At 64.6% G+C, this 22,240-nt stretch carries 19 protein-coding genes; 8 read left to right on the top strand and 11 right to left on the bottom strand.

Going from position 1 to position 22,240, the window contains the following annotated elements; translation table 11 throughout:
* Positions 1–137 precede the first annotated feature (137 nt).
* The gene (gene pdxB / locus NFG57_RS05960; protein WP_348815643.1) at positions 138–1,322 is read right to left on the bottom strand and encodes a 4-phosphoerythronate dehydrogenase PdxB; all 1,185 of its coding nucleotides are present in this window, start codon (positions 1,320–1,322) and stop codon (positions 138–140) included.
* Between the two features lie 186 nt (positions 1,323–1,508).
* Between pdxB and NFG57_RS05955 the strand changes: the two genes are divergently transcribed.
* Together NFG57_RS05955 and NFG57_RS05950 are read left to right on the top strand one after the other, a co-directional pair.
* Positions 1,509–1,790, top strand: a complete 282-nt coding sequence (locus tag NFG57_RS05955) for a hypothetical protein (protein WP_045994908.1) — start codon at positions 1,509–1,511, stop codon at positions 1,788–1,790.
* 2 nt (positions 1,791–1,792) lie between these two features.
* Positions 1,793–2,143, top strand: a complete 351-nt coding sequence (locus tag NFG57_RS05950) for a hypothetical protein (RefSeq protein WP_045994891.1) — start codon at positions 1,793–1,795, stop codon at positions 2,141–2,143.
* A gap of 91 nt (positions 2,144–2,234) precedes the next feature.
* Here NFG57_RS05950 and NFG57_RS05945 read toward each other — a convergent pair whose 3' ends face one another.
* Positions 2,235–2,594 carry a glutaredoxin family protein gene (locus tag NFG57_RS05945; protein WP_231498503.1) on the bottom strand — a complete coding sequence of 120 codons (360 nt, stop codon included), beginning with the start codon at positions 2,592–2,594 and terminating at the stop codon, positions 2,235–2,237.
* On the bottom strand, positions 2,594–4,906 hold the full coding sequence (rlmKL, locus tag NFG57_RS05940) for a bifunctional 23S rRNA (guanine(2069)-N(7))-methyltransferase RlmK/23S rRNA (guanine(2445)-N(2))-methyltransferase RlmL (protein ID WP_348815641.1): 2,313 nt from the start codon (positions 4,904–4,906) through the stop codon (positions 2,594–2,596). Before rlmKL ends, NFG57_RS05945 begins: the two co-directional genes overlap by 1 nt.
* 296 nt (positions 4,907–5,202) lie before the next feature.
* Between rlmKL and rmf the strand changes: the two genes are divergently transcribed.
* The gene (gene rmf, locus NFG57_RS05935) at positions 5,203–5,409 is read left to right on the top strand and encodes a ribosome modulation factor (protein ID WP_045994893.1); all 207 of its coding nucleotides are present in this window, start codon (positions 5,203–5,205) and stop codon (positions 5,407–5,409) included.
* Positions 5,410–5,490: 81 nt separating this feature from the next.
* On the opposite strand, the gene NFG57_RS05930 is transcribed toward rmf, so the two are convergent.
* Both NFG57_RS05930 and NFG57_RS05925 read right to left on the bottom strand, forming a co-directional pair.
* Positions 5,491–6,507, bottom strand: coding sequence for a quinone-dependent dihydroorotate dehydrogenase (locus NFG57_RS05930; protein ID WP_045994909.1), 1,017 nt, complete (start codon positions 6,505–6,507; stop codon positions 5,491–5,493).
* 128 nt (positions 6,508–6,635) lie between these two features.
* Positions 6,636–6,926 carry a ferritin-like domain-containing protein gene (locus NFG57_RS05925; protein ID WP_045994894.1) on the bottom strand — a complete coding sequence of 97 codons (291 nt, stop codon included), beginning with the start codon at positions 6,924–6,926 and terminating at the stop codon, positions 6,636–6,638.
* Positions 6,927–7,027: 101 nt separating this feature from the next.
* On the opposite strand from NFG57_RS05925, the gene mgtE reads away from it, so the two are divergent.
* A complete protein-coding gene (gene mgtE, locus NFG57_RS05920; protein WP_045994895.1) occupies positions 7,028–8,380 on the top strand; it encodes a magnesium transporter in 1,353 nt (450 codons plus the stop codon).
* 462 nt (positions 8,381–8,842) lie between these two features.
* The gene (locus NFG57_RS05915; RefSeq protein WP_045994896.1) at positions 8,843–9,214 is read left to right on the top strand and encodes a hypothetical protein; all 372 of its coding nucleotides are present in this window, start codon (positions 8,843–8,845) and stop codon (positions 9,212–9,214) included.
* 208 nt (positions 9,215–9,422) lie between these two features.
* Here the strand turns inward: NFG57_RS05915 and NFG57_RS05910 are convergent, their stop codons facing one another.
* The 4 genes from NFG57_RS05910 to NFG57_RS05895 all read right to left on the bottom strand — a co-directional run bounded on the left by NFG57_RS05910 (position 9,423) and on the right by NFG57_RS05895 (position 17,358).
* Positions 9,423–14,264 carry an NAD-glutamate dehydrogenase gene (locus tag NFG57_RS05910; RefSeq protein WP_348815639.1) on the bottom strand — a complete coding sequence of 1,614 codons (4,842 nt, stop codon included), beginning with the start codon at positions 14,262–14,264 and terminating at the stop codon, positions 9,423–9,425.
* A gap of 213 nt (positions 14,265–14,477) precedes the next feature.
* Positions 14,478–15,584 carry a tRNA (uridine(54)-C5)-methyltransferase TrmA gene (gene trmA, locus NFG57_RS05905; RefSeq protein WP_213228462.1) on the bottom strand — a complete coding sequence of 369 codons (1,107 nt, stop codon included), beginning with the start codon at positions 15,582–15,584 and terminating at the stop codon, positions 14,478–14,480.
* 93 nt (positions 15,585–15,677) lie between these two features.
* Positions 15,678–16,490, bottom strand: coding sequence for a glutamate racemase (gene murI, locus NFG57_RS05900; RefSeq protein WP_348815637.1), 813 nt, complete (start codon positions 16,488–16,490; stop codon positions 15,678–15,680).
* 325 nt (positions 16,491–16,815) lie between these two features.
* A complete protein-coding gene (locus tag NFG57_RS05895; RefSeq protein WP_045994910.1) occupies positions 16,816–17,358 on the bottom strand; it encodes a hemerythrin domain-containing protein in 543 nt (180 codons plus the stop codon).
* Positions 17,359–17,584: 226 nt separating this feature from the next.
* Between NFG57_RS05895 and NFG57_RS05890 the strand changes: the two genes are divergently transcribed.
* Positions 17,585–18,919 (top strand): replication-associated recombination protein A, encoded by a 1,335-nt coding sequence (locus NFG57_RS05890; RefSeq protein WP_045994901.1) that lies wholly within the window; start codon positions 17,585–17,587, stop codon positions 18,917–18,919.
* A 175-nt stretch (positions 18,920–19,094) separates the two neighbouring features.
* Positions 19,095–19,247 (top strand): hypothetical protein, encoded by a 153-nt coding sequence (locus NFG57_RS05885; RefSeq protein ID WP_156088597.1) that lies wholly within the window; start codon positions 19,095–19,097, stop codon positions 19,245–19,247.
* A gap of 101 nt (positions 19,248–19,348) precedes the next feature.
* Here NFG57_RS05885 and NFG57_RS05880 read toward each other — a convergent pair whose 3' ends face one another.
* Positions 19,349–20,839 (bottom strand): MFS transporter, encoded by a 1,491-nt coding sequence (locus NFG57_RS05880; RefSeq protein WP_348815636.1) that lies wholly within the window; start codon positions 20,837–20,839, stop codon positions 19,349–19,351.
* 198 nt (positions 20,840–21,037) lie between these two features.
* The gene (locus NFG57_RS05875) at positions 21,038–21,676 is read right to left on the bottom strand and encodes a class I SAM-dependent methyltransferase (RefSeq protein ID WP_348815635.1); all 639 of its coding nucleotides are present in this window, start codon (positions 21,674–21,676) and stop codon (positions 21,038–21,040) included.
* Positions 21,677–21,717: 41 nt separating this feature from the next.
* On the opposite strand from NFG57_RS05875, the gene NFG57_RS05870 reads away from it, so the two are divergent.
* Positions 21,718–22,104, top strand: a complete 387-nt coding sequence (locus NFG57_RS05870; protein ID WP_348815634.1) for a VOC family protein — start codon at positions 21,718–21,720, stop codon at positions 22,102–22,104.
* Positions 22,105–22,240 lie beyond the last annotated feature (136 nt).

Genomic DNA, 22,240 nt, shown 5'->3' with positions numbered 1-22,240 from the left:
GTCCGCCACAACAGACAAGGGCCCGGCGCATGGCGTCGGGCCCTTGGGGTGTCCATGCAGCTGGTCGGGAAAGACCACTTGGGCGGCGGTGCCGTCTGTGTCAGCAGGTGCCGTCTGTGTCAGCGGTGCCGTCTGAGTCAGCGGCAGTCCACTTGAAAGCCGGCCCCGGACAGCAGGGGCGCCAGCTCCTGCGCCTGGCCGACAAGCTCCAGCGTCAGGGTCGAAAACTCACGACGCAGCGGATAGCTCGCCCGACACTGATCAAAACCCTTGCTCGGGTCATCGACGGCCATGGCTCGCAGCAGTCGATCATGATCGCGCCGCGGGTCATACACCGCCCGCATGCACAGCGCCAGCGCCTCCTCCGGCGACAGGCCGCCATCAAGCACCAGGCGTGACAGCGCGGGAGCGGGCAGCAGCTCAGCGAGGGAAACCCTTTCCCCCAGCCCCAGATGGGCCACCAGCGCCTGATGGATCTGATGGGTACCGCGCAGCTTGCCGTCCAGGCTATGCCCCGCGATATGGGGCGTGGCCAGGGCGACCTGGTGCGCCAGTACCTGGTCGATGGAGGGCTCTTCCTCCCACACGTCGAGCAGTGCGGTGAGGTCATAACCACGAGCCAGGCGTCGGCTCAGCGCCTGACCGTCGACGCAGTCGCCACGTCCGGCATTGAGCAGCAGCGTACCGGGCGCCAGCGCCTCGATGCGCCGGGCGTCGAGCAGGTGGCGAGTAGCGTGGCGTCCCTCGCGCACCAGCGGGGTATGCAGGCACAGCACGTCGCAGCTGTCGATCAGGGCGTCCAGCTCGACAAAGTCCTGGCCGTTCTCGCGACCGGCTCTGCTGCCGGCTTCTCTCTCTGCCCTTGGCGGGTCGCACAGCCGGTGCTCGATGCCCATGGCAGCCAGACGGGCCGCCAGCCGGCCGCCTACATTGCCGACGCCGACGATACCCACGCGACGCTCGAGCAGCGACTGACCACGACGCTCGCAGGCCAGCATCAACGCCGACAGCACGTAGTCCACCACCGGCTCGGCATTGCAGCCAGGGGCGCTGGCGAAGGTGATGGCATGGCGCGCCAGGGCGGCCTGGTCGACGTGGTCGGTGCCAATGGTGCAACTGCCGACGAAAGACAGCGGCGAGCCCTTGGCCTTGGCGGCCTCGATCAAATCGGCGTCGAGACGCGTAATCGAGCGAATCACCAGGGCATCCACATCGGCCAGGCTGTCGGCGTCGATCTCGCGCCCCGGCCGACGGCTGACCTGGCCAAGCGGCGCAAAGCAGGCATCGGCGGCGGGCACGTTGGCATCGACAAGAATCTTCATGGGGCTCCCCGGGTCGCAGGTATCGGGCTCCCGGTCATGCAACCGGGCTATTTGTGGATTAGCCTCAAGGGCTTACAATGCCCATGATAACCATAATGGAAACACTGCAAAGGCTTTATCAGCGTTTCCAGACACGGAGCCGGCGCCCGCCCTCCGTAGCCACCAAGTGATATGACGGGAGTCGCCGTGATCGTCCGCTGGGAAACCGACCATGACTATGTCCTCGTGCACGTGCACCAGGACATGTTCGGCGACTGGATCTTCAGCCGTGCCTGGGGCCAGATCGGTACCCAGTTCGGCGGGCTCAAGCATCAGCTGGCCGATGACTACGGTCAGGCAATGATGTGGCTGGAAGACGAGAAGACCATCCTCGGATCGCGAGGTTTCACCAAGGTCCTGGAAGCCGACGACCATAGCCCGGAAGGCCGTGAGGCCATGGGGCAACTGTCACTGCTGGACGAACACTGAGCATGGCGGACACCTCCCCTGCCAGCCTGGCCCCCCGACTGCGTGCCCTGCTGGAGAGCCTGCCCGACAGCGCCCTGCCGATCACCTACCAGCAGGCCGCCGAGGCCCTCGGACTCACCCCGCCACGCACCATTCGCCGGGTGGCCGAAGCCCTGGAAATCACCATGCGCGAGGATGTCGCGGCCGAACGACCGCTGATCGCCGCCCTGGTGGTCAGCCGCCAGGCACCCCAACTGCCGGGCCCCGGCTTCTTCGAACTGGCGGTGGCACTGGGGCGTCTTGACGAGGAGCCGACCTCACATCTCGAGGCCTACCAGCGAGAGCTGGCGGCTGCCCTGGCGACCCGCCGCTAACGCGGTGGCCGCCATGGCGACGAGGCCACCACTACGGGCGCTCTCGCCATAGCCCTTGTTACAGTCATCCTACAGCCATCCCGGCACCCGTTCAGAGCTTGCCGAAGACGCGGCGTCCTTTCACCCGGGTCGCTGTTACTGCGGGAGCCTCCCTCCCCTGGCTCGCCGAGTCCGCTTCGGCTTGCACAGCGACCGCTTGCTCGCTCAACCACCCGCGTGTCGCCAGCCAGCGCACGACGGCGTCGGGCTCCACCCGCCCCTCCAGTACGTCATCGGGACGTTCAGCGTCGATCAGCACCGGGATCCTCTCGCCGTAACGGCGAAGCAGGGTGTCGTCTTCGCTGATCTCGATACGCTCGATGGTGAACTCCACCCGGGCAAGGGCACGCACCAGGGCTTCCATCTGCTCGCACAGATGGCAGCCCAGGGTGGTGTAGAGCGTCAGCACCATCACGACGTCCGCCGATGGCGGATGAGGAAGCAGTGGTGCAGGTCCGGCCGGCGGCTGAAGTCAGGATCGAAGGTCTGACGCGAGATGTCCTTGACCTCGAAGTCGACGGCAAGCTCGTCATCCATCTGAAAGCGCCGCTGGTTGTTGGAGAACACCAGGGTACCGCCCGGTGCCAGCCGAGCCATGGCCAGGCGCACCAGACGCGGGTGGTCCCGCTGGACATCCAGGGTGTCTTCCATCTTCTTGGAGTTGGAGAAGGTCGGCGGGTCCATGAAGATCAGGTCGAACTCGCCGCCTGCGGTCTCCAGCCAGCGCAGGCAGTCGTCGCGCACCACCCGGTGGCGCGACGGGTCGAGCCGGTTGAGCGCGAAATTGTCCCGCGCCCACTCCAGGTAGGTGTTGGACATGTCGACGCTGACACTGTCACTGGCGCCGCCCTCGGCCTCGCTGCCGAGCGCTGCCTGCACCGTGGCCGTGGCGGTGTAGCAGAACAGGTTGAGAAAGCGCTTGCCGGCAGCCATCTCGCCGAGCATACGGCGCACCGGGCGATGATCGAGAAACAGCCCTGTGTCCAGATAGTCACGCAGGTTGACCCACAGCGTCGCGCGACCTTCGGTGACCTGGAAGCGCTGGCCGCTTCGCCCCTGCTTCTCGTACTGGGACTTGCCCTGCTGACGCTTGCGCCGCTTGATCACCACCTTGCCGGGGTCCACTTCCAGCACCTCGGGAATCACCCCGAGGGCATCGAACAGACGCCGCTGGGCCTGGGACGGGTCGATGGACTTGGGCGCGGCGTACTCCTGAACGTGGACGTGATCGCCGTAGACATCGATGGCCAGGGCATACTCGGGCATGTCGGCGTCGTACAGCCGATAGCAGCTCTCGCCGCTGCGCTTGAGCCACTTGCGCAGCTTCTTCTGGTTCTTTTCCAGACGGTTGGCAAACATCTGGGCGCCCTCGCTACGAGGTGCCGTGGATGTTGCCTGGGTATCGGAGGATGCCGACCCTTCACCTACCCCGGTGGCCGGGCTGGCCTGGCCATCGACCGCCGACGTCGCCTCAGCGTCATGGCGGCGACCCTGGCTCCGATCCCGGTTCTGATCCTGGCCCAGGTTCTGGTTCTGGCTCTGGCCATCGCGGCGTGCGATATCGATCAGCAACAGCTTGGCCTCGAGCGGGCCGTTTCTCAGCGCGTACTGCTTGTGGGCGCGCATGCCGAGACGGTGGCCAAGGTCCGGATTGCCGGTGAACAGCGCCAGGCGCCAGCCACCGAAGTCGGCCTTGAGCCGCTCGCCCAGGTCCGAATAGAGCCGCACCAGCTCCGGCAGCTCGCCGATACGCTCGCCGTAAGGCGGGTTGCTGATCACCAGCCCCGCAAGCTCGGGGTCGAGCACCCGCGGCCGCGCCAGGCGATGCACGCTGGCGCCATCGAGGTGGATCAGCGCCGGGATGCCGGCGCGCATGGCGTTGGTCTTGGCCGCCGACAGCGCCGGCGGGCTCTGGTCGAAGCCAAAGATCACCGAGCGCGCGCGTTTTCGTCCGATGCTCGCCCGGGCCTCGGCCTCGCGCAGGACCTCGCGCCACAGCGCCGGGTCGTGGCCGGCCCAGCGGGCAAAGCCGAAGCGCTCCCGGTTCAGGTTGGGCGCCATGTCGGCGGCCATCAGCGCGGCCTCGATCAACAGCGTGCCCGAGCCACACATGGGGTCAACCAGCGGCGCGCCCTGCTTGGCCAACTCCGGCCAGCCGGCGCGCACCAGCAGCGCCGCCGCCAGGTTTTCCTTGAGCGGGGCGTGGCCGGTATCGCGACGATAGCCGCGCCGGTGCAGGCTGTCGCCGGACAGGTCGATGCCCAGCGTCAAGCGGCCACGGTGCAGGTGGGCATACAGGCGCACGTCGGGATTACGGACGTCGACATCGGGACGCGCCTGGCCGGCCGCACCAAGACGGTCGACCACGCCATCCTTGACCGTCTGGGCGCCGAAGCGGGTATGTCGAATCTCGTCACTACGACCATGAAAGTCCACCGCGATGGTGGCACCGGCAGGCAGATGGCGCTGCCAGTCGACGGCGGCGGCGGCATCGTGCAGGGCATCCGGCGTTTCGACGCCTTCCGTCCGCGACAGACACAGGATGACCCTGTTGGCCAGGCGCGACCACAGGCAGGCCCGGTAGGCACCCTCGAGATCGCCCTCGGCGTTCACGCCTGCCACGGTGGTCTTGCCCGGTGTCAAGCCGAATGTGACTAGCTCGTCGGCTAACAGTTGTTCGATGCCCCGCGGACAGGTTGCCAGAAGGTCAAGCTTCTCAGGCACTTGCTTCTCCTACATTAATGATGACTGCGAAAGCCATTATTCGGTTAACCATTTCATGACGACAAGGTGAACAGGTTGTTACAAAACAACAGTCGACAATGCCGAGCGGCTTACGCTATCAATGGAATGGTAGCTACGAGATACGACACATGTGTCCCTGTCAACAAGCCTTCATTTCGTGCGACTCGGGAGAGCCTGCACATCGCAGGGCTTGGGCATCACGGGCCTGCCGCTTGCATCCCCCGAATTTCCCGCAGGGGCAGGTCAGATTGGTACCTTTGTCACGAGGTAGACCCATGAAACGACAGAAACGTGATCGCTTCCAGCGTGCCTATGTACATGGCTACAAGGCCGGTCTCTCGGGTAGATCCCGCGATGACTGCCCCAGCCAGGACATCAATCTACGGGAATACTGGATGAGCGGTTGGCGTGAAGGTCGTGGGGACCAGTGGTCGGGCATGACGGGAGTGTCCGGCATTCACAAGAACCCCATGGTGCTCTGATAACGCAGTACTGTCGAGGTAAAGGAAAGACCCGCCAAGCCCATGGCAAAAGACGCCATGGGCTTTTTGCTGCCCGCCCTTTCAGCGCGCCGACGCCAGCGCCCTGGCGCACTCCCGGACCAGCCCCGGTCCGCGGTAGATAAAGCCCGAATACACCTGCACCAGATCCGCCCCTGCCTGACGCTTGGCCACCGCCGCCTGGCCACTGTCGACGCCGCCGACGCCGATGATCGGCATGTCGGGCAACGCCTGGCGCAGCCGCTCGATCACAAGGTTGGAGGCATCGAACACCGGGCAACCCGACAGTCCGCCCTGCTCATCGGCGTGCGCAAGCCCTTGCACCGCTTCACGGGATACCGTGGTGTTGGTGGCGATCACCGCGTCGATGCCATTGTCCGCCAGCGCCCGCGCCACCAGGACGACCTCTTCCTCGTCCATGTCCGGGGCGATCTTTACCGCCAGCGGCACACGACGCCCACTCTGTTCATCGAGGCGAGTGCCTGTCGAGCGCAGGCGTCCGAGCAACTCATCGAGGTGGTCGCCGAACTGCAGGTTGCGTAGCCCCGGAGTATTCGGTGACGAGATATTGACCGCCACGTAGTCGGCGTGAGCGTGAACCCGCTCCAGGCAGTAAAGGTAGTCGTCACCGGCGTCCTCCACCGAAGTGGTCAGGTTCTTGCCGATATTGATGCCGATCACCCCGCGGTAGCGGCTGGCCTTTACTTGCTCCACCAGGTGATCCACGCCGAGGTTGTTGAACCCCATGCGATTGATGATGGCGCCACGCTCGGGCAGGCGGAACAGCCGGGGCTTGGGGTTGCCGGACTGGGCCCTGGGGGTCACGGTGCCGACCTCGACGAAGCCGAAGCCCAGCGCCCCCAGGGCGTCGAGGTGGTCGGCGTTCTTGTCGAGCCCCGCCGCCAGGCCGATACGGTTGGGGAAGCTCAAGCCCATCACGTTGACCGGATCGTCCACGCGGGCACCTGCCAGCAACCGCGTCGCCTTCACGCGCGCCGCCCAGTCCAGCGACGTCAAGGACAGGCCGTGGGCCCGTTCGGGATCCAGGCGAAACAACAGGGAGCGGGCGAGATCGTACATGGCGTCTCCGAGGCGAAAAAGGACGAGGGCGCGCGGCCGGGCGCGAGTATAGCGCAGCCGCGACGCCACGACGACTTCCTGAATCAGACCTCAGCCGTTTTGCCCAAACGGGCTTTCATCCCAGGTCGTCAGTGTCCAATGTCCCCTTCGGTAAACAGAAACTCGCGTAGATACTTGTCCATGGCGGGATCCTTGCGGCGCAGCCACTCCAGGGTCATGGCCGCGTGCTCCTTTTCCTCATCACGGTTATGTTCGAGGATCTTGCGTAGATCTTCGTCCTGACAGGCGTCAACTCGCTGGTTGTACCAGTCGACTGCCTCCAGTTCCTCCATCAACGACACGATGGCGCGATGGTAATCCCGGGTCTGCGCCGTCAACTCTTCCACCGGTTCGTGGTAGCCCTCGCTCGATCCAGCCATTCGCCACTCCTTTTCTTTGTAAATAGTTGTGTTCTACTAACTCCATCAACGTAGGACACGATCGTTGTCTTGTCAGTCAGCGACATATGCCGGGAGGGCCCATGACAGAAGTGACCGAGACGTTTGAAAGCCAGCTGTCGCGCATCCACCTGGCCCTGGAAGACGAGAACCCCCAGGAGGTCTCCGAGGCCCTGGAGGATCTCGAACCCGCCGAGGTCGCCCTGCTGCTCGAATCGCTGCCGCTGAGCGAGCGCATCAGGCTATGGGAACAGGTACCAGCGGAGGACGACGGCGAGGTTCTGCTGCACGTCCATGACGAGGTGCGCAGCACCCTGCTCGAGGACATGGACCCCGAGGAGATCGTCGCCGCCACGGCAAGCCTGGACACCGCCGACCTGGCCGAGCTGTTCGAGGACCTGCCCAAGCAGGTGGCCGAAGACATGCTGCGCACCATGGACGAGATGCAGCGCACTCGTCTGCAGGAGACCCTGTCGTTCGAGGAAGACAGCGCCGGGCGCCTGATGCGTACCGACGCCATCGGGGTGCGCTCCGACGTCACCCTCGAGACAGTGCAGCGCTTTCTGCGCTGGAAGGAGTCGATCCCGGACAACACCGACAACCTGATGGTAGTGGATCGCATCGGCCACTTCGTCGGCGTGCTGCCCCTGGCCCGACTGGTTTCCCATGATCAGGAGACCTCGGTGGCGGAGCTGATGGACGCTGACGTCGACGTCATCCAGGGCGACATGAAGTCCCGCGACGTGGCCACCCTGTTCCAGACCCACGACCTGACGTCGGCCCCGGTGGTGGACAACGACGGCATGTTGATCGGCCGTATCGTCATCGACGATATCGTCGACGTCATCCAGGAGAACTCCGAACAGGCGCTGATGAACATGGCCGGCCTCGACGAGGAGGAAGACCTGTTCGCGCCGGTGTTGCCCAGCGCCAAGCGTCGTGCGGTATGGCTCGGCATCAACCTGCTGACCGCCTTTCTCGCCGCCTGGGTCATCGGTCAGTTCGAGGATGCCCTGGAGAAGGTGGTGGCGCTGGCGGTACTGATGCCGATCGTCGCCAGCATGGGCGGCATCGCCGGCAGCCAGACCCTGACCCTGGCCATTCGCGGCCTCGCCCTTGGCCAGATCAGCAAGACCAACAGCAACTGGCTGCTGCGCAAGGAGGTCGGCATTGCCCTGCTCAACGGTATCGTCTGGGCACTGGTGGTGGCGGTGCTGGCGGTGCTCTGGTTCAAGAGCGTGGCGATCGGCGTGATCATCGCCGCCGCCCTGGTCATCAACATGCTGGCCGCCGGGGTCTGCGGCATCGTGATTCCCCTCGTGCTCAAGCGCATGAACATCGATCCAGCGCTGTCCGGCTCGGTCATTCTGACCACCGTCACCGACGTGATCGGCTTCATGTCCTTCCTCGGCCTGGCGACGATCTTCCTGCTGTAGCGCTTCACTGAGCGGATTCATCGACCGGCCATCACTGCCCCACGGGCACTGATGGCCGATCGGTGGTCCCGCCACCTCGTCGCCTATCTACCGATTCCTGCCTCCCGCTTGGTACGCCCCTCGTCTGCTGTCGCTTATCTACCGGCTCTTGTCTACCGACTCTTGCCTCCTGCTTCGTGCGCCCCCTCATCTGCTGTCACTTATCTACCGGCTCTTGTCTACCGACTCTTGCCTCCCGCTTCGTGCGCCCCCTCGTCTGCTGTCACTTATCTACCGGCTCTTGGTTGCCGACTCTTGTTTGCCGTCCCTTGCCTGCCGTCTCCCGTCTGCGACACCCCCCGTCGCCGGTACGCTACTCTTGTGCTGCTGTGCTGATTCGTTAGCATGGTCAGCAAGGCGCGGGTGACAAGCGCCCATCCCTGCTGGAAACAGGGATCCCCGAGACGGAAAAGGAGAGACCGCATGATGATCAAGACTCGCCCCATGATGCTTGCCCTCGGCGCCGTTGCCGCCCTCGGCCTTGCCGGCTGCGCCAGCGACAGCGCCTCGATGGAGAAAGAGAGCACCGACTACATCGTCACCGGGCTCGGCGATGATCGCCAGGAAGCCCTGGAAGAGGCAAAGGAACGCGCACTGGAGCAGTGCGAGGCCCAGGATCGCGACGAATTCATCATCGAGGAGCAACAGGTGCTTGGCCCCAACACCAGCCCGGAAAAGCGTGAGCGCGCCGAGGCCATGGTCGAAGGCGGCACCGTCAACGAAGACACCAACCTGGCGGCGCTGAACGACGATAGCGAAGGCTTCAAGGCGATCTGGAGCATCAGCTGCCGCTAAGCCTCGGTCCGTTGGTTGCCGACAAGGCCTACGAAGGCCAGACGCAAGAAGGGCGCCCCCAGGGGCGCCCTTCTTGCATTGTGTGAACCGCCACCTGGTGTGAACCGCCACCTTGTGTGAACCAACGTCACGGATTCACTCGATCGGTGTCGGCTACGACGAGGACGCCCGTGGGCGTCCTCTAGTGGTCGACTCACTGACCCGGGGTCTAGACCTCGCTGTTGCTCTCGGCCAGATCCACCAGCTCACGCACCGCCACGGCAAACAGCGGGAAGCCGCCCTGGGCGCCACTGTCGACCTCGTTGATCAGGCGGCACCAGCGCTTGTGCATGGACTCGTGGTGCTTGAGCCACTGATCGACACGTCCGGCGGTATCGCGGGCGCCGCTCTCCATCTTCATCACGCTGGCGGTCAACGCCATCTGCTGACGCTCGATGTCGTCGCGGAAGGTCTCCCGCGCCTGGGCCTGCCAGCTATCCTTCACCGGCAAGGCGGTAACCTGCTGGATCATCCACGGCAGCTCCAGACGGGCGCCGATCTCGTAGCAGACCTCGGCCACCTTCTGCGGCTTCTCGTTGACCTGGCGGGCGGTCTGGATGATGCCCAGCGCCGCGTACAGGCTATCGGCCGCGGCCACGGTGGAGGCCAGCGCCTCGGGCACCCCGGCGTCGACGAGTTCGTCACGGCGGGCCTGCCAGGCCTCGAGTTCCTCGCCACGCAGACGCTTGCCGATATTCTCCTGCAGCTGGGCAATACGCGGCTGGTAGTACTCGATGCAGTCACCGGCAGCCTGGCCCGAACGATGGCGCAGGAACCAGCGTGAAGCGCGGCGAATCATGCGCATCAGGTCGAGCATCATGCCGTACTGGATATCGGTCGAGATCTGGTTGTCGAGCGCTTCGATCTGCTCCCACAGCTTGGGCAGCTGGAAGCTGTCACGGGCGATGACGTAGGCCCGCGCGATGTCCGCACGCCCCATGCCGGTGGAGTCGATCAGCCGGCGGGTGAACACGATGCCCATGTGGTCGACCAGATCGTTGGCCAGCTGGGTCGCCACGATTTCGCGCTTCAGGCGGTGGCTCAGGACCTGGTCGCGGTAGCGCTCCACCAGGCTCTGGGGGAAGGCCCGGGTGGCGTGCTGGGCGATGATCTCGTCGTCGGGCACGTCGGAAGCGATCAGGTCGCCCTTGAGCGTGCTCTTGGCGTAGGAGATCAGCACCGACAGCTCCGGCAACACCATGCCCTGGTCATTGGCGGAACGCTCCTGGAGCTCCTCGTCGGAGGGCAGGAACTCGAGTTCGCGATCGATCTGACCGGCCGCTTCCAGTTCGCTGATAAAGCGGCGATAGGGCCCGATCCCCTGGTGGGACAGCCGCTCGGACAGATCCAGCGCCAGGGTCTGACGATAGTTGTCGGTCAGCACCAGCTCGCTGACTTCCTCGGTCATGTCCGCCAGCAGCTGATTGCGCTGCTTGTCGGTCATGTCACCGTTGGCCACCACCTCATCGATCAGGATCTTGATGTTGACCTCATGGTCGGAGCAGTTGACCCCGCCAGCGTTGTCGATGAAGTCGGTGTTGACGCGCACACCACGCGCCGCCGCCTCCATGCGCCCGCGCTGGGTCAGGCCAAGGTTGCCGCCCTCGCCTACCACTCGGCAGTTCAGTTCCTTGCCGTCGATGCGCAGCACGTCGTTGGCCTTGTCGCCGACCTCGGCGTCGGTCTCGGTGCTGGCCTTGACGTAGGTGCCGATGCCGCCGTTCCAGATCAGGTCGACCTTCGAGCGCAGCATCGCCTGGATCAGCTCATTGGGCGGCAGCTTGTCTTCGCTGATGCCGAAGACCTCCTTCATCTGCGGCGTGATCTTGATCGACTTGGCCGCACGGGAGAAGACACCGCCGCCTTCGGAGATCAACGAGGTGTCATAGTCTTCCCAGCTGGAGCGCGGCATCTCGAACAGGCGCTTGCGCTCCTTGAAGGTGCTGGCCGCATCCGGCGTCGGATCGACGAAGATGTGCATATGGTTGAAGGCACCGACCAGGCGAATGGTCTCGGACAGCAGCATGCCGTTGCCGAAGACGTCACCGGCCATGTCACCGATACCGACCACGCTGAACTCGTCGGACTGGGTATTGATGCCGAGGCCACGGAAGTGGCGCTTGACCGACTCCCAGGCGCCCTTGGCGGTGATGCCCATCTTCTTGTGGTCGTAGCCGTTGGCGCCGCCGGAAGCAAAGGCGTCACCCAGCCAGTGGCCATACTCGATGGAAATCTCGTTGGCGATGTCGGAGAAGGTGGCGGTGCCCTTGTCGGCCGCCACCACCAGGTAGGGGTCCGCCTCGTCGTGGCGTACCACGTTCTTCGGCTCGACGACCTCGCCACCGACCAGATTGTCGGTCACGTCCAGCAGCGCGCGGATGAAGGTCTGGTAGCAGGCGATGCCTTCCTTCTGGGTGGTCTCGCGATCGGCACCTTCCGGCATGCGCTTGCACACGAAGCCGCCCTTGGCCCCCACCGGCACGATCACCGAGTTCTTGACCTGCTGCGCCTTGACCAGCCCGAGCACCTCGGTACGGAAGTCCTCGTGGCGATCCGACCAGCGCAGGCCGCCACGGGCGACCTTGCCACCGCGCAGGTGAACACCCTCGACCCGCGGCGAGCAGACGAAGATCTCGAACATCGGGCGCGGCTTGGGCATGCCGGTGACCTTGGACGGTTCCAGCTTGAACGACAGGTAGTCCTTGAAGCCGCCGTCTTCGGTCTTCTGATAGTAGTTGGTGCGCAGGGTCGCCTGGATCAGCTCCACGTAACGACGCAGCAGCCGGTCGTCGTTGAGGCTGGCGACGTCGTCGAGCAGGCCATTGATGCGCTCGACGCAGGCCTCGATCTCACCCTCGGCGGGACGATCCTCGGGATCGAAGCGCAGCTCGAACAGGGTCACCAGCTCGCGGGTGATCTGCGGGTGGGCCACCAGTGCATTGGCGATGAAGTTCTGGGAGATGCCGAAGCGGATCTGCTTCAGATAACGCGCGTAGGAGCGCAGCATCGCCACTTCACGCCAGTCGAGGTTGGCGCCGATGATCAGACGGTTGAAGCGGTCGTTGTCCGCCTCGCCGGCCCAGATGCGCTGAAAGGCCTCGATGAACGGCTTGCGCATCTCCTGCAGGTTGACCTCGGTGTCGGTGTGATGCTCCAGATCGAAGTCGTGGATCCAGTAGCTCTCGTCCACCGCCTCGACCTCGTAGGGCCGTTCACCGATGACCCTGAGCCCCAGGTTTTCCATCATCGGCAGCACGTCGGACAGCGGAATCGGCTTGCGCTTGTGGAACAGCTTGAGGTTGACGCCGCTGCCCTCTTCCTCGATCAGTCGGTACAGCGACAGCGCCAGCGGCTTGCCGTTGTCCAGCTCGCCGATGTGCTGCAGGTCGTAGACCGCGGTGCGGGCACTGAAGTCTTCCTGGTAGCTGGCCTGGAAGGCGTCGCGGAAGCGATCCAGCAGCTGGTTGGCGTGTTCCTCGCCGAAGCCTTCGATGGCGGCATTGAGCAGATCATCGCGCCAGTTGCGGGCGAGCCGCGCCAGCTTCTCTTCCAGCGCCTTGATGTCGTAGTCGGTCGGCGTGTCGCCGTTGAAGCGCAGGATGAACTGGATCCGCGCCAGCACCGATTCGGACAGGTAGGTGTTGAAGTCGCCGAAGGTGGCGTCGAGTTCCTCGCACAGCAGGTTCTGCAGACGCAGACGAAGCTCGGTCGAGAACACGTCGCGCGGCACGAATACCAGGCACGAATAGAAGCGACCGAAGCGATCCTCGCGGATGAACAGCCGCACCCGGCGACGTTCACGGATATCGAGGATACCCAGCGCCGTCTGGGCCAGCTCGTCTGTGTCGATCTGGAACAGGTCGTCGCGGGGATAGACCTCGAGGATCTGGGTCAGCTGCTTGCCGTTGTGGCCCTTGGGGTTGAAGCCGGCGATATCCATCACCGTCTTGAGCTTGCGCCTCAGGATCGGAATATGACGCGGCGAGTCGTTGTAGACCCCAGCGGTGAACAGCCCCAGGAAGCGACGCTCGCCGATGACGTTGCCCTTGTCGTCATAGCGATCGATAGTCACGTAATCCGGATAGGTGGGACGGTGGACGCGGGCGTGGAAGGCACTCTTGGCGAATGACAGAAGCTGCGGCACCAGCACGTAGCGATCGCCCTCGACCCCCTGGTCGGTGCGGATACGCTGACGATACTGGGCATCGGACAGACGGAACAGACCGAGCTCGCTGCCGTCGACCTGATTGAGGCTCTGGCCACCGTTGTCCTTGTCGACGGTGAACTCGTCATAACCGAGGAAGGTGAAGTTGTCTTCCAGCATCCATTCGAGGAAGGCCACCGCCTCGTCGTGATCGGCCTTGTCGATCGGGCCCGGGCAGCAATTCTTGAGCTCGTCGATGGTCTCGCGGATGCGCGCGCGCATCGGATCGAAGTCCGCCACCGCCGTGCGCACTTCCTTCAGCACCTCGTGGATGCTCTGCTCGATGGCCGACAGCTCCTCGGGGTCGGAGTGACGATCCACTTCGATGGCGATCAGCGACTCACGATGCTCGGGGGCGTCCTTTTCACCCGGAGACGACACACGCTCGACCCGGTGCTGCTTGTCACGAGCGACCGACAGGACCGAATTGTGGATGGCGTGGACGGTCATGCCACGACGGTTGAGCTCGATGCGCACCGAGTCGACCAGAAACGGCATGTCTTCGTGCAGCACCGCGACAAAGGTGTGGGTCGACTGCCAGCCGTGCTCCTCGAAGTCAGGGTTCATGACCTTGACCTTGGGTGAGGCCGGATCGAACTGCTGCAGGAAGTGCCACACCGACAGGGTGGCGCCGTACAGATCATCCAGGCGCCGCTCGCTGAGATCCTCCAGCGGCACCGTGGAGTAGAAATGGCGAGCGAAGTCACCCACCAGACCGGCCTTTTCCTGATCGAGGCGTCCTTCCAGCTTTTCCTCGAGTTGCTTGAGCAGATCCTCGCGACTGTCATCCTGTGCGACGTGTAACATCCTCACCTCGGTTGGCGGCGGCCACTTCACTGTGGCCTGTGTAAAGGTAGTGACGAGCGTGCTGCGCGGCGCTACGCATCCGGCGCTCCCGGCGCATTCGGCAAGCTTACGCCAATCCCCACCCCACCCCCATCCAGATGCCCGCCTTCTCATGGAGCATGACGGTTACGCATCCCCCCTTGACAGCACGCTTGCGTTAGGCTCGTTGGCGCCTCAGGAGCGCCGTTCCAGCAAGACCCCGCACTCACAGTGATGGGTGAAGGGGAACTGGTCAAACAGAGCGAAACGAACGATGCGGTGCGTCCTGGTGAGCTGTTCGAGATTGACGGCCAGGGTGTCCGGATTGCATGAAATATAGACGATACGCGGGTATTCACTCAGTTGATCACAGCTGTCGGCGTCCAGACCGGCCCGCGGTGGGTCCACCAGCACTGTGGAGAAGTCATAGTCACCCAGGCACATCTCGTCCACTCGCCGGCCTGTTTTCTCCCCTTTGAGCGCAGAAGAGAAGTCTTCGGCAGACATCCGCGCGACAAAGGCATTGGTCACCGCGTTGGCCTCGAGATTGACCCTGGCGCTTGCCACCGAGGTGCGCGAGATCTCGGTGGCCAGAACCCGGCGAAAATTCTCTGCCAGGGCGATGGTGAAGTTGCCGTTGCCGCAGTAGAGCTCGACCAGGTCCTGCTGCTGGCTGCCCGCGGTCACCTCCCGTGCCCAGGACAGCATGGAGGCGCAGATGCGCGCATTGGGCTGGGTAAAGCTGTTTTCCACCTGCTGGTAGTGCAGTACCTGTCCGTCCACCTCGAGACGTTCCCACACGTGGTCGCGGGTCAGCACCAGCCGCTGCTTGCGTGAGCGGCCGATGATCATCACCCCAAGCTCGCGCTCGAGTTCCCGGGCATCCCGCTCCCAGTCTTCTTCCAGCGGGCGGTGGTAGATCAGGCTGATCAACGTCTCACCCGCCAGGGTGGTCAGAAACTCCACCTGAAACAGCTTGCGCCGCATCACCGGGTTGTCACGGATGGCGTCGAGCAGCGCCGGCATCAGGGCATTGATGCGCTCGCTGGCCACCGCGAACTGGTCCATGCGTACCAGTCGCTTGTCGTCGGAGTCCTCGGGATTGACCTCGAACATCACATAGTAGAGATCGTCGCCCTCATGCCAGACGCGAAACTCGCAGCGTTGCCGGTAGTGACTCGGCGGTGACGGATACACCTCGAGCTCGGGCGGAGAAAACCGCGCAAACTGCTCGACCAGGCGATCACGCTTGGCGGCGAGCTGTTCGGCATAGCGTTCGGGTTCAACGACGGGTATGGCCACGGAAACTCCTGGAAAAACGATGAACAATAAACAAATGACGTGGGCGATGGCGGCGTGGTCAGCGCCGCTGCCGGACGGTGTACAAGAGGTGGGTCAAGCGCTGGGCACGTCCAGCAGGCAAGGGGCCGCAAAGCCGAAGGACGCAAGCCCTCGCGTCAGCCTTTCCGAGGCGTCCGTCGCACCTGACGAATCCCGCAATAGACTCGTGACCCAGGCCGCATCGAGGCCCTGTCGGGCATCCGGGCCCACCGCCACCTGGGTCGTCCGTCGGGCAATGGCGTCGCCGGAGTCTACCCAGGTGACGGCCCGCGGCATGGCCTCGTCGAGCCAGCGACGCAGCAAGGGAAAGTGGGTACAGCCCAGCACCACCGTATCGATACGGGCATCCTCCACAAGCGCTGCCAGCGCCTGGCGAACCACCGCAGGATCGATAGCGTGCCCCTGGATGGCGCGCTCCGCCTCGGCCACCAGAGCGTCGGCGGCCACCTTCTCGACCTGGCAGTGCGGCGCATAGCTGTCGATCAGCCGCTGGGTGTAGGGCCGGGCGACCGTTGCGCTGGTGGCCAGCAGTGCCAGATGCCCGCTGCGACTGGCCTGGGCGGCCGGCTTGATCGCCGGCACCGTGCCCACCACCGGCACGTCCAGGCGTTCGCGCAAGGCCTCCAGTGCCAGGGTGCTGGCGGTATTGCAGGCCACCACCAGGGTATCGGCACCGGTACGATTCACCGCCGCCTCGCACACCGCGACGATCCGCTCGACCAACCAAGGGTCCGGCCGCGTACCGTAGGGCAGCATGGCGTTGTCGCAGCAGTAGGCAAGCGCCGTATCGGGCAGATGGCGTCTGAGCGCCGCCACCACGGAAAGCCCGCCCACGCCGGAGTCGAACACCAGCACAGGTCCGGCCATCAAGCCTCCTCCCTGACGGGCAAAGCCCATGCCCACCGCCACTGCCGGACGGCGGGGAAATATCCCCCACGATCGGATCGGGCCGCCATCGAGGCCGACCGGAGACGGGGAAGGAGGAGGGGCAAGAGGCTGAGCAAGGGAAACGGCACCTGAATCAACATGGGCGCCATTCTACCCGACATTGGCGGACCTGCATAAGCGCAGCAAGGGCGCCCACGGATACGCCAGCGCGCCGAGGTGAGCGCAGACGTCATGCGGCCCGAACCGGAGTTCGGGCCGACGACGTGATGCTCGAGAAGCAAGGAACGAACGAGGGAAAAACCGATCAGGCGGGTACCGGCTCCTCGCGTAGCTCGGCATAGAGTTCAGGGTAGGCCGCCTGGAGTCGCTCAAGTTCGGCGGTGGCGTTCTCCGGCAGGGCGTGGGCCAGGCGATCGAGATCTTCGTCCGAGAAGTGCTCGCTGATCAGCGGGAAGAGTTCCTCACGCTCTTGGCGAAGGTAAGCACGGTGGCTGTCCAGGTACTGCTTGAGGTCATCGGCAAACTGGTCCATGGGGATGGCGACATCCATCAGGATCATGTCGATGTCACGGGACAGGCGCGTCAGCCGGGCCTTGAGCTTGCGGTAGTCGCCGGACAGCTGCTCGGCCACTGCCTCGCTTTCGGGGGCCAGCTCCTTGAGACGGTCGGTACAGATCTGCTCCAGGGGCAGGGTGAAACCCGCCATGTAGTCGAGAATATAGTCAACCACCTCCCTGACGAGCTGGAAGTTGGGCCGCTCTCCCTGCGCGAGGGTCTTTTGCTTGAGTTGCAGGACGTGCAGTATGCGCGCCATGTTGGCATGATCCCGTCGCAGTTGCTTTAGCATGGGCATGACGGAAACCTCCTGTGGTCAGCATGAGCTGAAGGCACCCTAGCTTAGACTGGCCTTCTCGGGTCAGGTTCCGGATCGTGCGGGAACCGGAATGTATCACCCTAGACGCATAATCGAGTTTTTGCCCGACGAAAATTGCCACATTCAGAAGGGTTGATTTCCTACACACCGCCTGAGCGTTGACGTCTGGCGCTCAATTCATTCTTCTCAGGAGTCGGCGATGGACATGTTCGAACAGGCCCACCAGGAAGACGCCGCGCCCCTGGCCTGGCGCATGCGCCCGAGGTCCCTGGACGACTACGTGGGCCAGCCGTCGCTGGTGGGGCCAGGCAAACCATTGCGGCGCATGGTAGAAGCCGGGCAGGTGCGCTCGATGATCCTGTGGGGGCCACCCGGCGTCGGCAAGACCACCCTGGCCGACATCCTCGCCAGCGCCTCCAGCGCACGGCTGGAGCGCTTGTCGGCGGTCATGGCCGGGGTCAAGGACATTCGCGAGGTGGTGGAGCGCGCCCGGGTGGCCCAGGGCCAGGGGCAGACCACGGTGCTGTTTCTCGACGAGATCCACCGCCTCAACAAGAGTCAGCAGGACGCCCTGCTGCCCCACGTCGAGTCGGGGCTCTTGACGCTGATCGGCGCCACCACCGAGAACCCCTCGTTCGAGGTCAATTCGGCGCTGTTGTCCCGAGCCCGTGTCCATGTGCTCAAGGCGCTGGACGAGGCCGCGCTGATCGAGGTCATGCGCCGCGCCCTGGCCGACCCCGAGCGCGGCCTTGGTCACCGCGACATCCGCGTCGAAGACGAGGTGCTGGCGATACTGGCGCGCGCCTCGGCCGGCGACGCCCGGCGCGCCCTGGGCCTTCTGGAGACCGCCTGCGACTTCACCCAGGCGGAAGGCGGTGCAGAGCGTCTGCCCCGCGAGGCGCTCGAGGACGTCATCGGCCACACTGCCAGCGCCTTCGACAAGCAAGGCGATCACTACTACGACCTGCTGTCGGCACTGCACAAGTCGGTACGCTCATCGCGCCCCGACGCCGCCCTTCTGTACATGGCCCGCTTTATCCAGGGCGGTGGCGATCCGCTGGACGTCATCCGTCGCCTGGCGGCCATCGCCTCGGAGGACGTCGGCAACGCCGACCCCCGTTGCCTGCCACTGGTCATGTCGGCCTGGGATGCCTACCTGCGTCTGGGCGACTACGAAGGCCAGCGCGCCATCGCCCACGCCGCCATCCACCTGGCGGTAGCGCCCAAGAGCAACGCCATCGACCAGGCCTGGAAGAAGGCCCAGGCCTTTGTCGCGGCCCAGCCGAGCCTGGAGGTGCCGACCTACCTGCGCAACGCACCGACCAAGCTGATGGCTTCCCTGGGCCACGGCGACGGCTACCGCTACGCCCACGCCGAGCCCAACGGCTACCCGGCGGGGTCGGCCCACGACTGCTGGCCCGAGGCAGTGCCGACCGAGCGCTTCTACCGCCCCACGGATCATGGCCAGGAAGAGCGTTTCGCTCGCATCATGGCCTGGCGGGCGCAGCTCGATGAGGCCGCAGATAGCGGATGAGATAGAAGCGGAGGTGGCAGCTCAGATACCACTTGAGAAAAACCATCTGTCTTCGACGTGGGAAGGAAATAGGCCGCTGCAGCACAACCAGGCATCGTAAGGAGCGAGCCAGGACCGCGACTACTGTGGGACTCAAGTGCCCATGGTGGGCACCCGATGCTCCGGAGGGACTGTCATGTCGGCCACCCAGCTACAGCAAGCTCGTCAGATCCTGGTACAGAACGCCCGTCATCCCAACCATCACGACGTGCTGCTGGCCTACGCCCGCCAGCAGGCGACACCCGCGGTACGTCGTGCGCTGTTCAAGCTGCTGTTCGGACCGAACTGAGGCCCACTGTCTGCCACATGTTGACCGCTCAGGCCGGCGCCTCTTGCCAGCTCTGAGCCGCCCACGGCGACCCAAAGGGACAAGTTCGCCGGCCACGTTGATCAGCCCTTGGGTGCGTCGCCCGGCTCAGCCGCCGACGGCGACTCCTGCTCCCAGCCGGGTTCGACGGGCGTTGGCTCGATAGCGGCGGCGTCTTCATCAAACTCGTGATGGTTCACCTCGAGCACGCCATCGTGGTAGCCGTCTTCATCGAAATAAGGCACGTACTGACCTTCCTCGGCTGGCGGCCCCACCATGGGCTCGGCCACGTCCACGTCCGGCACCACGTCGGACAGGTCTTCCATATGCTCGTGCTCCTTGGCGCCCGCCACCCACTCGTCGGTGACCACGAATTCCGCACCCACCGACGACAAGGGCGTCGCCGGGGAGAACGGCACCACCGGCACCGGCGCCGGACGCACCAGGCGACGCCAGGCGAAGAACAGCACCAGGGCGCCACCGAGGGCGCCGAAGGCCATGAACAGGGCGGTATCGCCAAGCGCCGCCATCACCGGGCTGACCAGAGGCGGACTGACCGAGGAGCCAAGCGCGCTGATCAGCAAAAGCCCCTGACTCATGGGCACCAGGGCGCCGGCGGGGGCACGGTCCGCCGAGTGGCTGACCGATACCGGATACAACGAGAAGACGCCACCGCCCAGCAGGAACAGCAGCGCGGCCAGCCCCCAGCTCGGCAACGGCAGCAGCAGCACCGCCAGCGAGATGGCCAGGCAGAACAGACCGATCAGGATCAGCACCAGCTGGCGGTCGTGACGATCCGACCAGCGGCCCACCGGATACTGCAGCAGCATGGCGCCGAGTACCGTTATCGCCATCAGTTGGCCGACCTCGGCCAGATCAAAGCCGGTACGCTGCAGATACAGCGGCATCAGGGCGTACACTGCGGCCGCCAGCATGCCGGAACCGAAGGCCCCCACCACCCCGGTGGGGGTGAGGATCATCAGGCGCAGTGGCGACAGCGGCTCGACCTTGTCGAGCAGTGGCGTGACCCGCGGAATCATCGCCATCGGCAGCACCGACAGCGAGGCCAGGGCACCGATGACCATGAAGGGGGCGGTTTCGCCCATATTCTGGGTGATGCCCAAAAGCAGCTGACCGAGCACACCTGAGCCGTACAGGGCGATCATGTACAGCGCCAGCAGACGCCCGCGCACCTTGGAGTCTCCGGAGGCCAGCAGCCAGCTCTCGATCACCAGGAAGACCCCGACCGTGGCCCAGCCACCGATCAGACGCAGCCCGAACCAGGCCACCGGATCCAGGATCAGCCCCTGCAGCAGCACCGTCACCGCCACCAGCGAGGCGAAGCTGCCGTAGGCACGAATATGGCCGATAGCGAGCAGCAGCCGATCGTTGAACAGGGCACCCAGGCCAAGACCGATGAAGTAGGCGCCGGAGACCCAGCCGATGACCACCGGCGATTCACCGGCGGCGTCCAGGCGCAGGGTGATAAGCGAAGACAGAAAACCGTTGCCGATGCCCAGAATGAATAGCCCCAGAACGGGGGGCAGGGCCATGGCCAGAAGTTGGGGAGACATGAGGAGTCGGGCTCCAGCGATGCGGACGACGCGGACGGCGGCGGCGGGTGGGTGTTGATGTTTCGAGTCCGTCCGTCGCGGTGCGTATCGACGACTCTTGGGCGGCGAATATACCCCCCTTTTCGCGCCTGTCAATGTCTTTCGAAGGGCGTCACCCATGCATCTGTAACGCATTGTTGGTCAAGCATAAATCCGGCCTCAGTGACTCGTGTCACGGCGCATCAGAACCACATCGGCCGCGGGGAAGTCGACACTCATGCCGAGTGCCTCGGCCAACCAGCGAAAACTCGTCTCGCTGAAGAACACCACATGGGTGGGATCACGAATATAGTGCCAGCGGGCAAAGTCCTCCGGCGTGCGCTTGGTCATCAGCCCCAGCCAGCCACCGGGTCGCAGTTGTCGCGCCAGCGCAAACAGCACCGGGCCGGGCGCGAACAGGTGCTCGACCACCTCGGTGGCGGTGATGAAATCGTAATACCGCTTCAGGTTCTCCGGCGCGGGATGGTAGTAGGGATCATGGATCCGAGTGGGAAACCCCGCCTCCTCGAACATCAGCGACAGCGTCGGACCGGGCCCCGCACCGAAATCGAGCCCCTCGGCACCCGGCGACAGACGATCGCTCAGGGGATCAAACAGGCGACCCAGAAAACGACGGTAGCCGGGATCATCCGGGCGGTTGTCGTGCTGATCGTAGACCGCCTTCTCGGCCTGCGGTCCCAGTCGCTGCTCGGGAGGCACCGCCACCAGGTCACATACCGAACAGCGAAAATAGTCGCGGCGCCCGTCCGCATGAAAGTGGTGCGTCGTCGGGTTTGCGCATAGCGGACAGCTTGGCATCGTCGTATTCTCTGGGACTTGGATCATTTGTGGAGAGAGGCATGCTGTCAGGTCTAGATCACCTGGTCATCACCGTGACCGATATTTCCCGCGCCGTGGACTTCTACACCCGCGTTCTGGGCCTGGACGTCCGCTATCGCGATACCGAGCGGGTCGACCTGATGCTCGGCGAGCTGGCCCTGCGCCTGCACTGGACCGCCACCGACGTGACCCCCAGGGCCGCCACCCCTACCCCAGGCAGCCTCGACGTCTGTTTCAAGAGCCATCTGCCGCTGGGTGAGGTGAAGGCTCACCTCGATGCCCTGTCGGTCGAGGTGGAACTGGGCCCCGTGGAACGTCAGGGTGCCACCGGCAATATCGAGTCGCTGTATCTTCGCGACCCGGACGGCAACCTGCTGGAGATCAGCCGTCCGCTCAAACAGGAGTAACGTCGGTCGTCCCTGCGGGTCGCTTCGCCTGTCATGGCAATGCGGCACAGGCTGGGTATGATAACGGGGCCGTATGACATGCACCCAAGGGACCATGGATGAGCCAACACGACCTTACGCCTCAACGACCCACTGT

The organism is Halomonas sp. H10-59, assembly GCF_040070555.1.
GTDB lineage: Bacteria > Pseudomonadota > Gammaproteobacteria > Pseudomonadales > Halomonadaceae > Halomonas > Halomonas litopenaei.
Note: the sequence above shows the minus strand (reverse complement) of the source record. Positions and strands in the feature narration are given on the sequence as shown.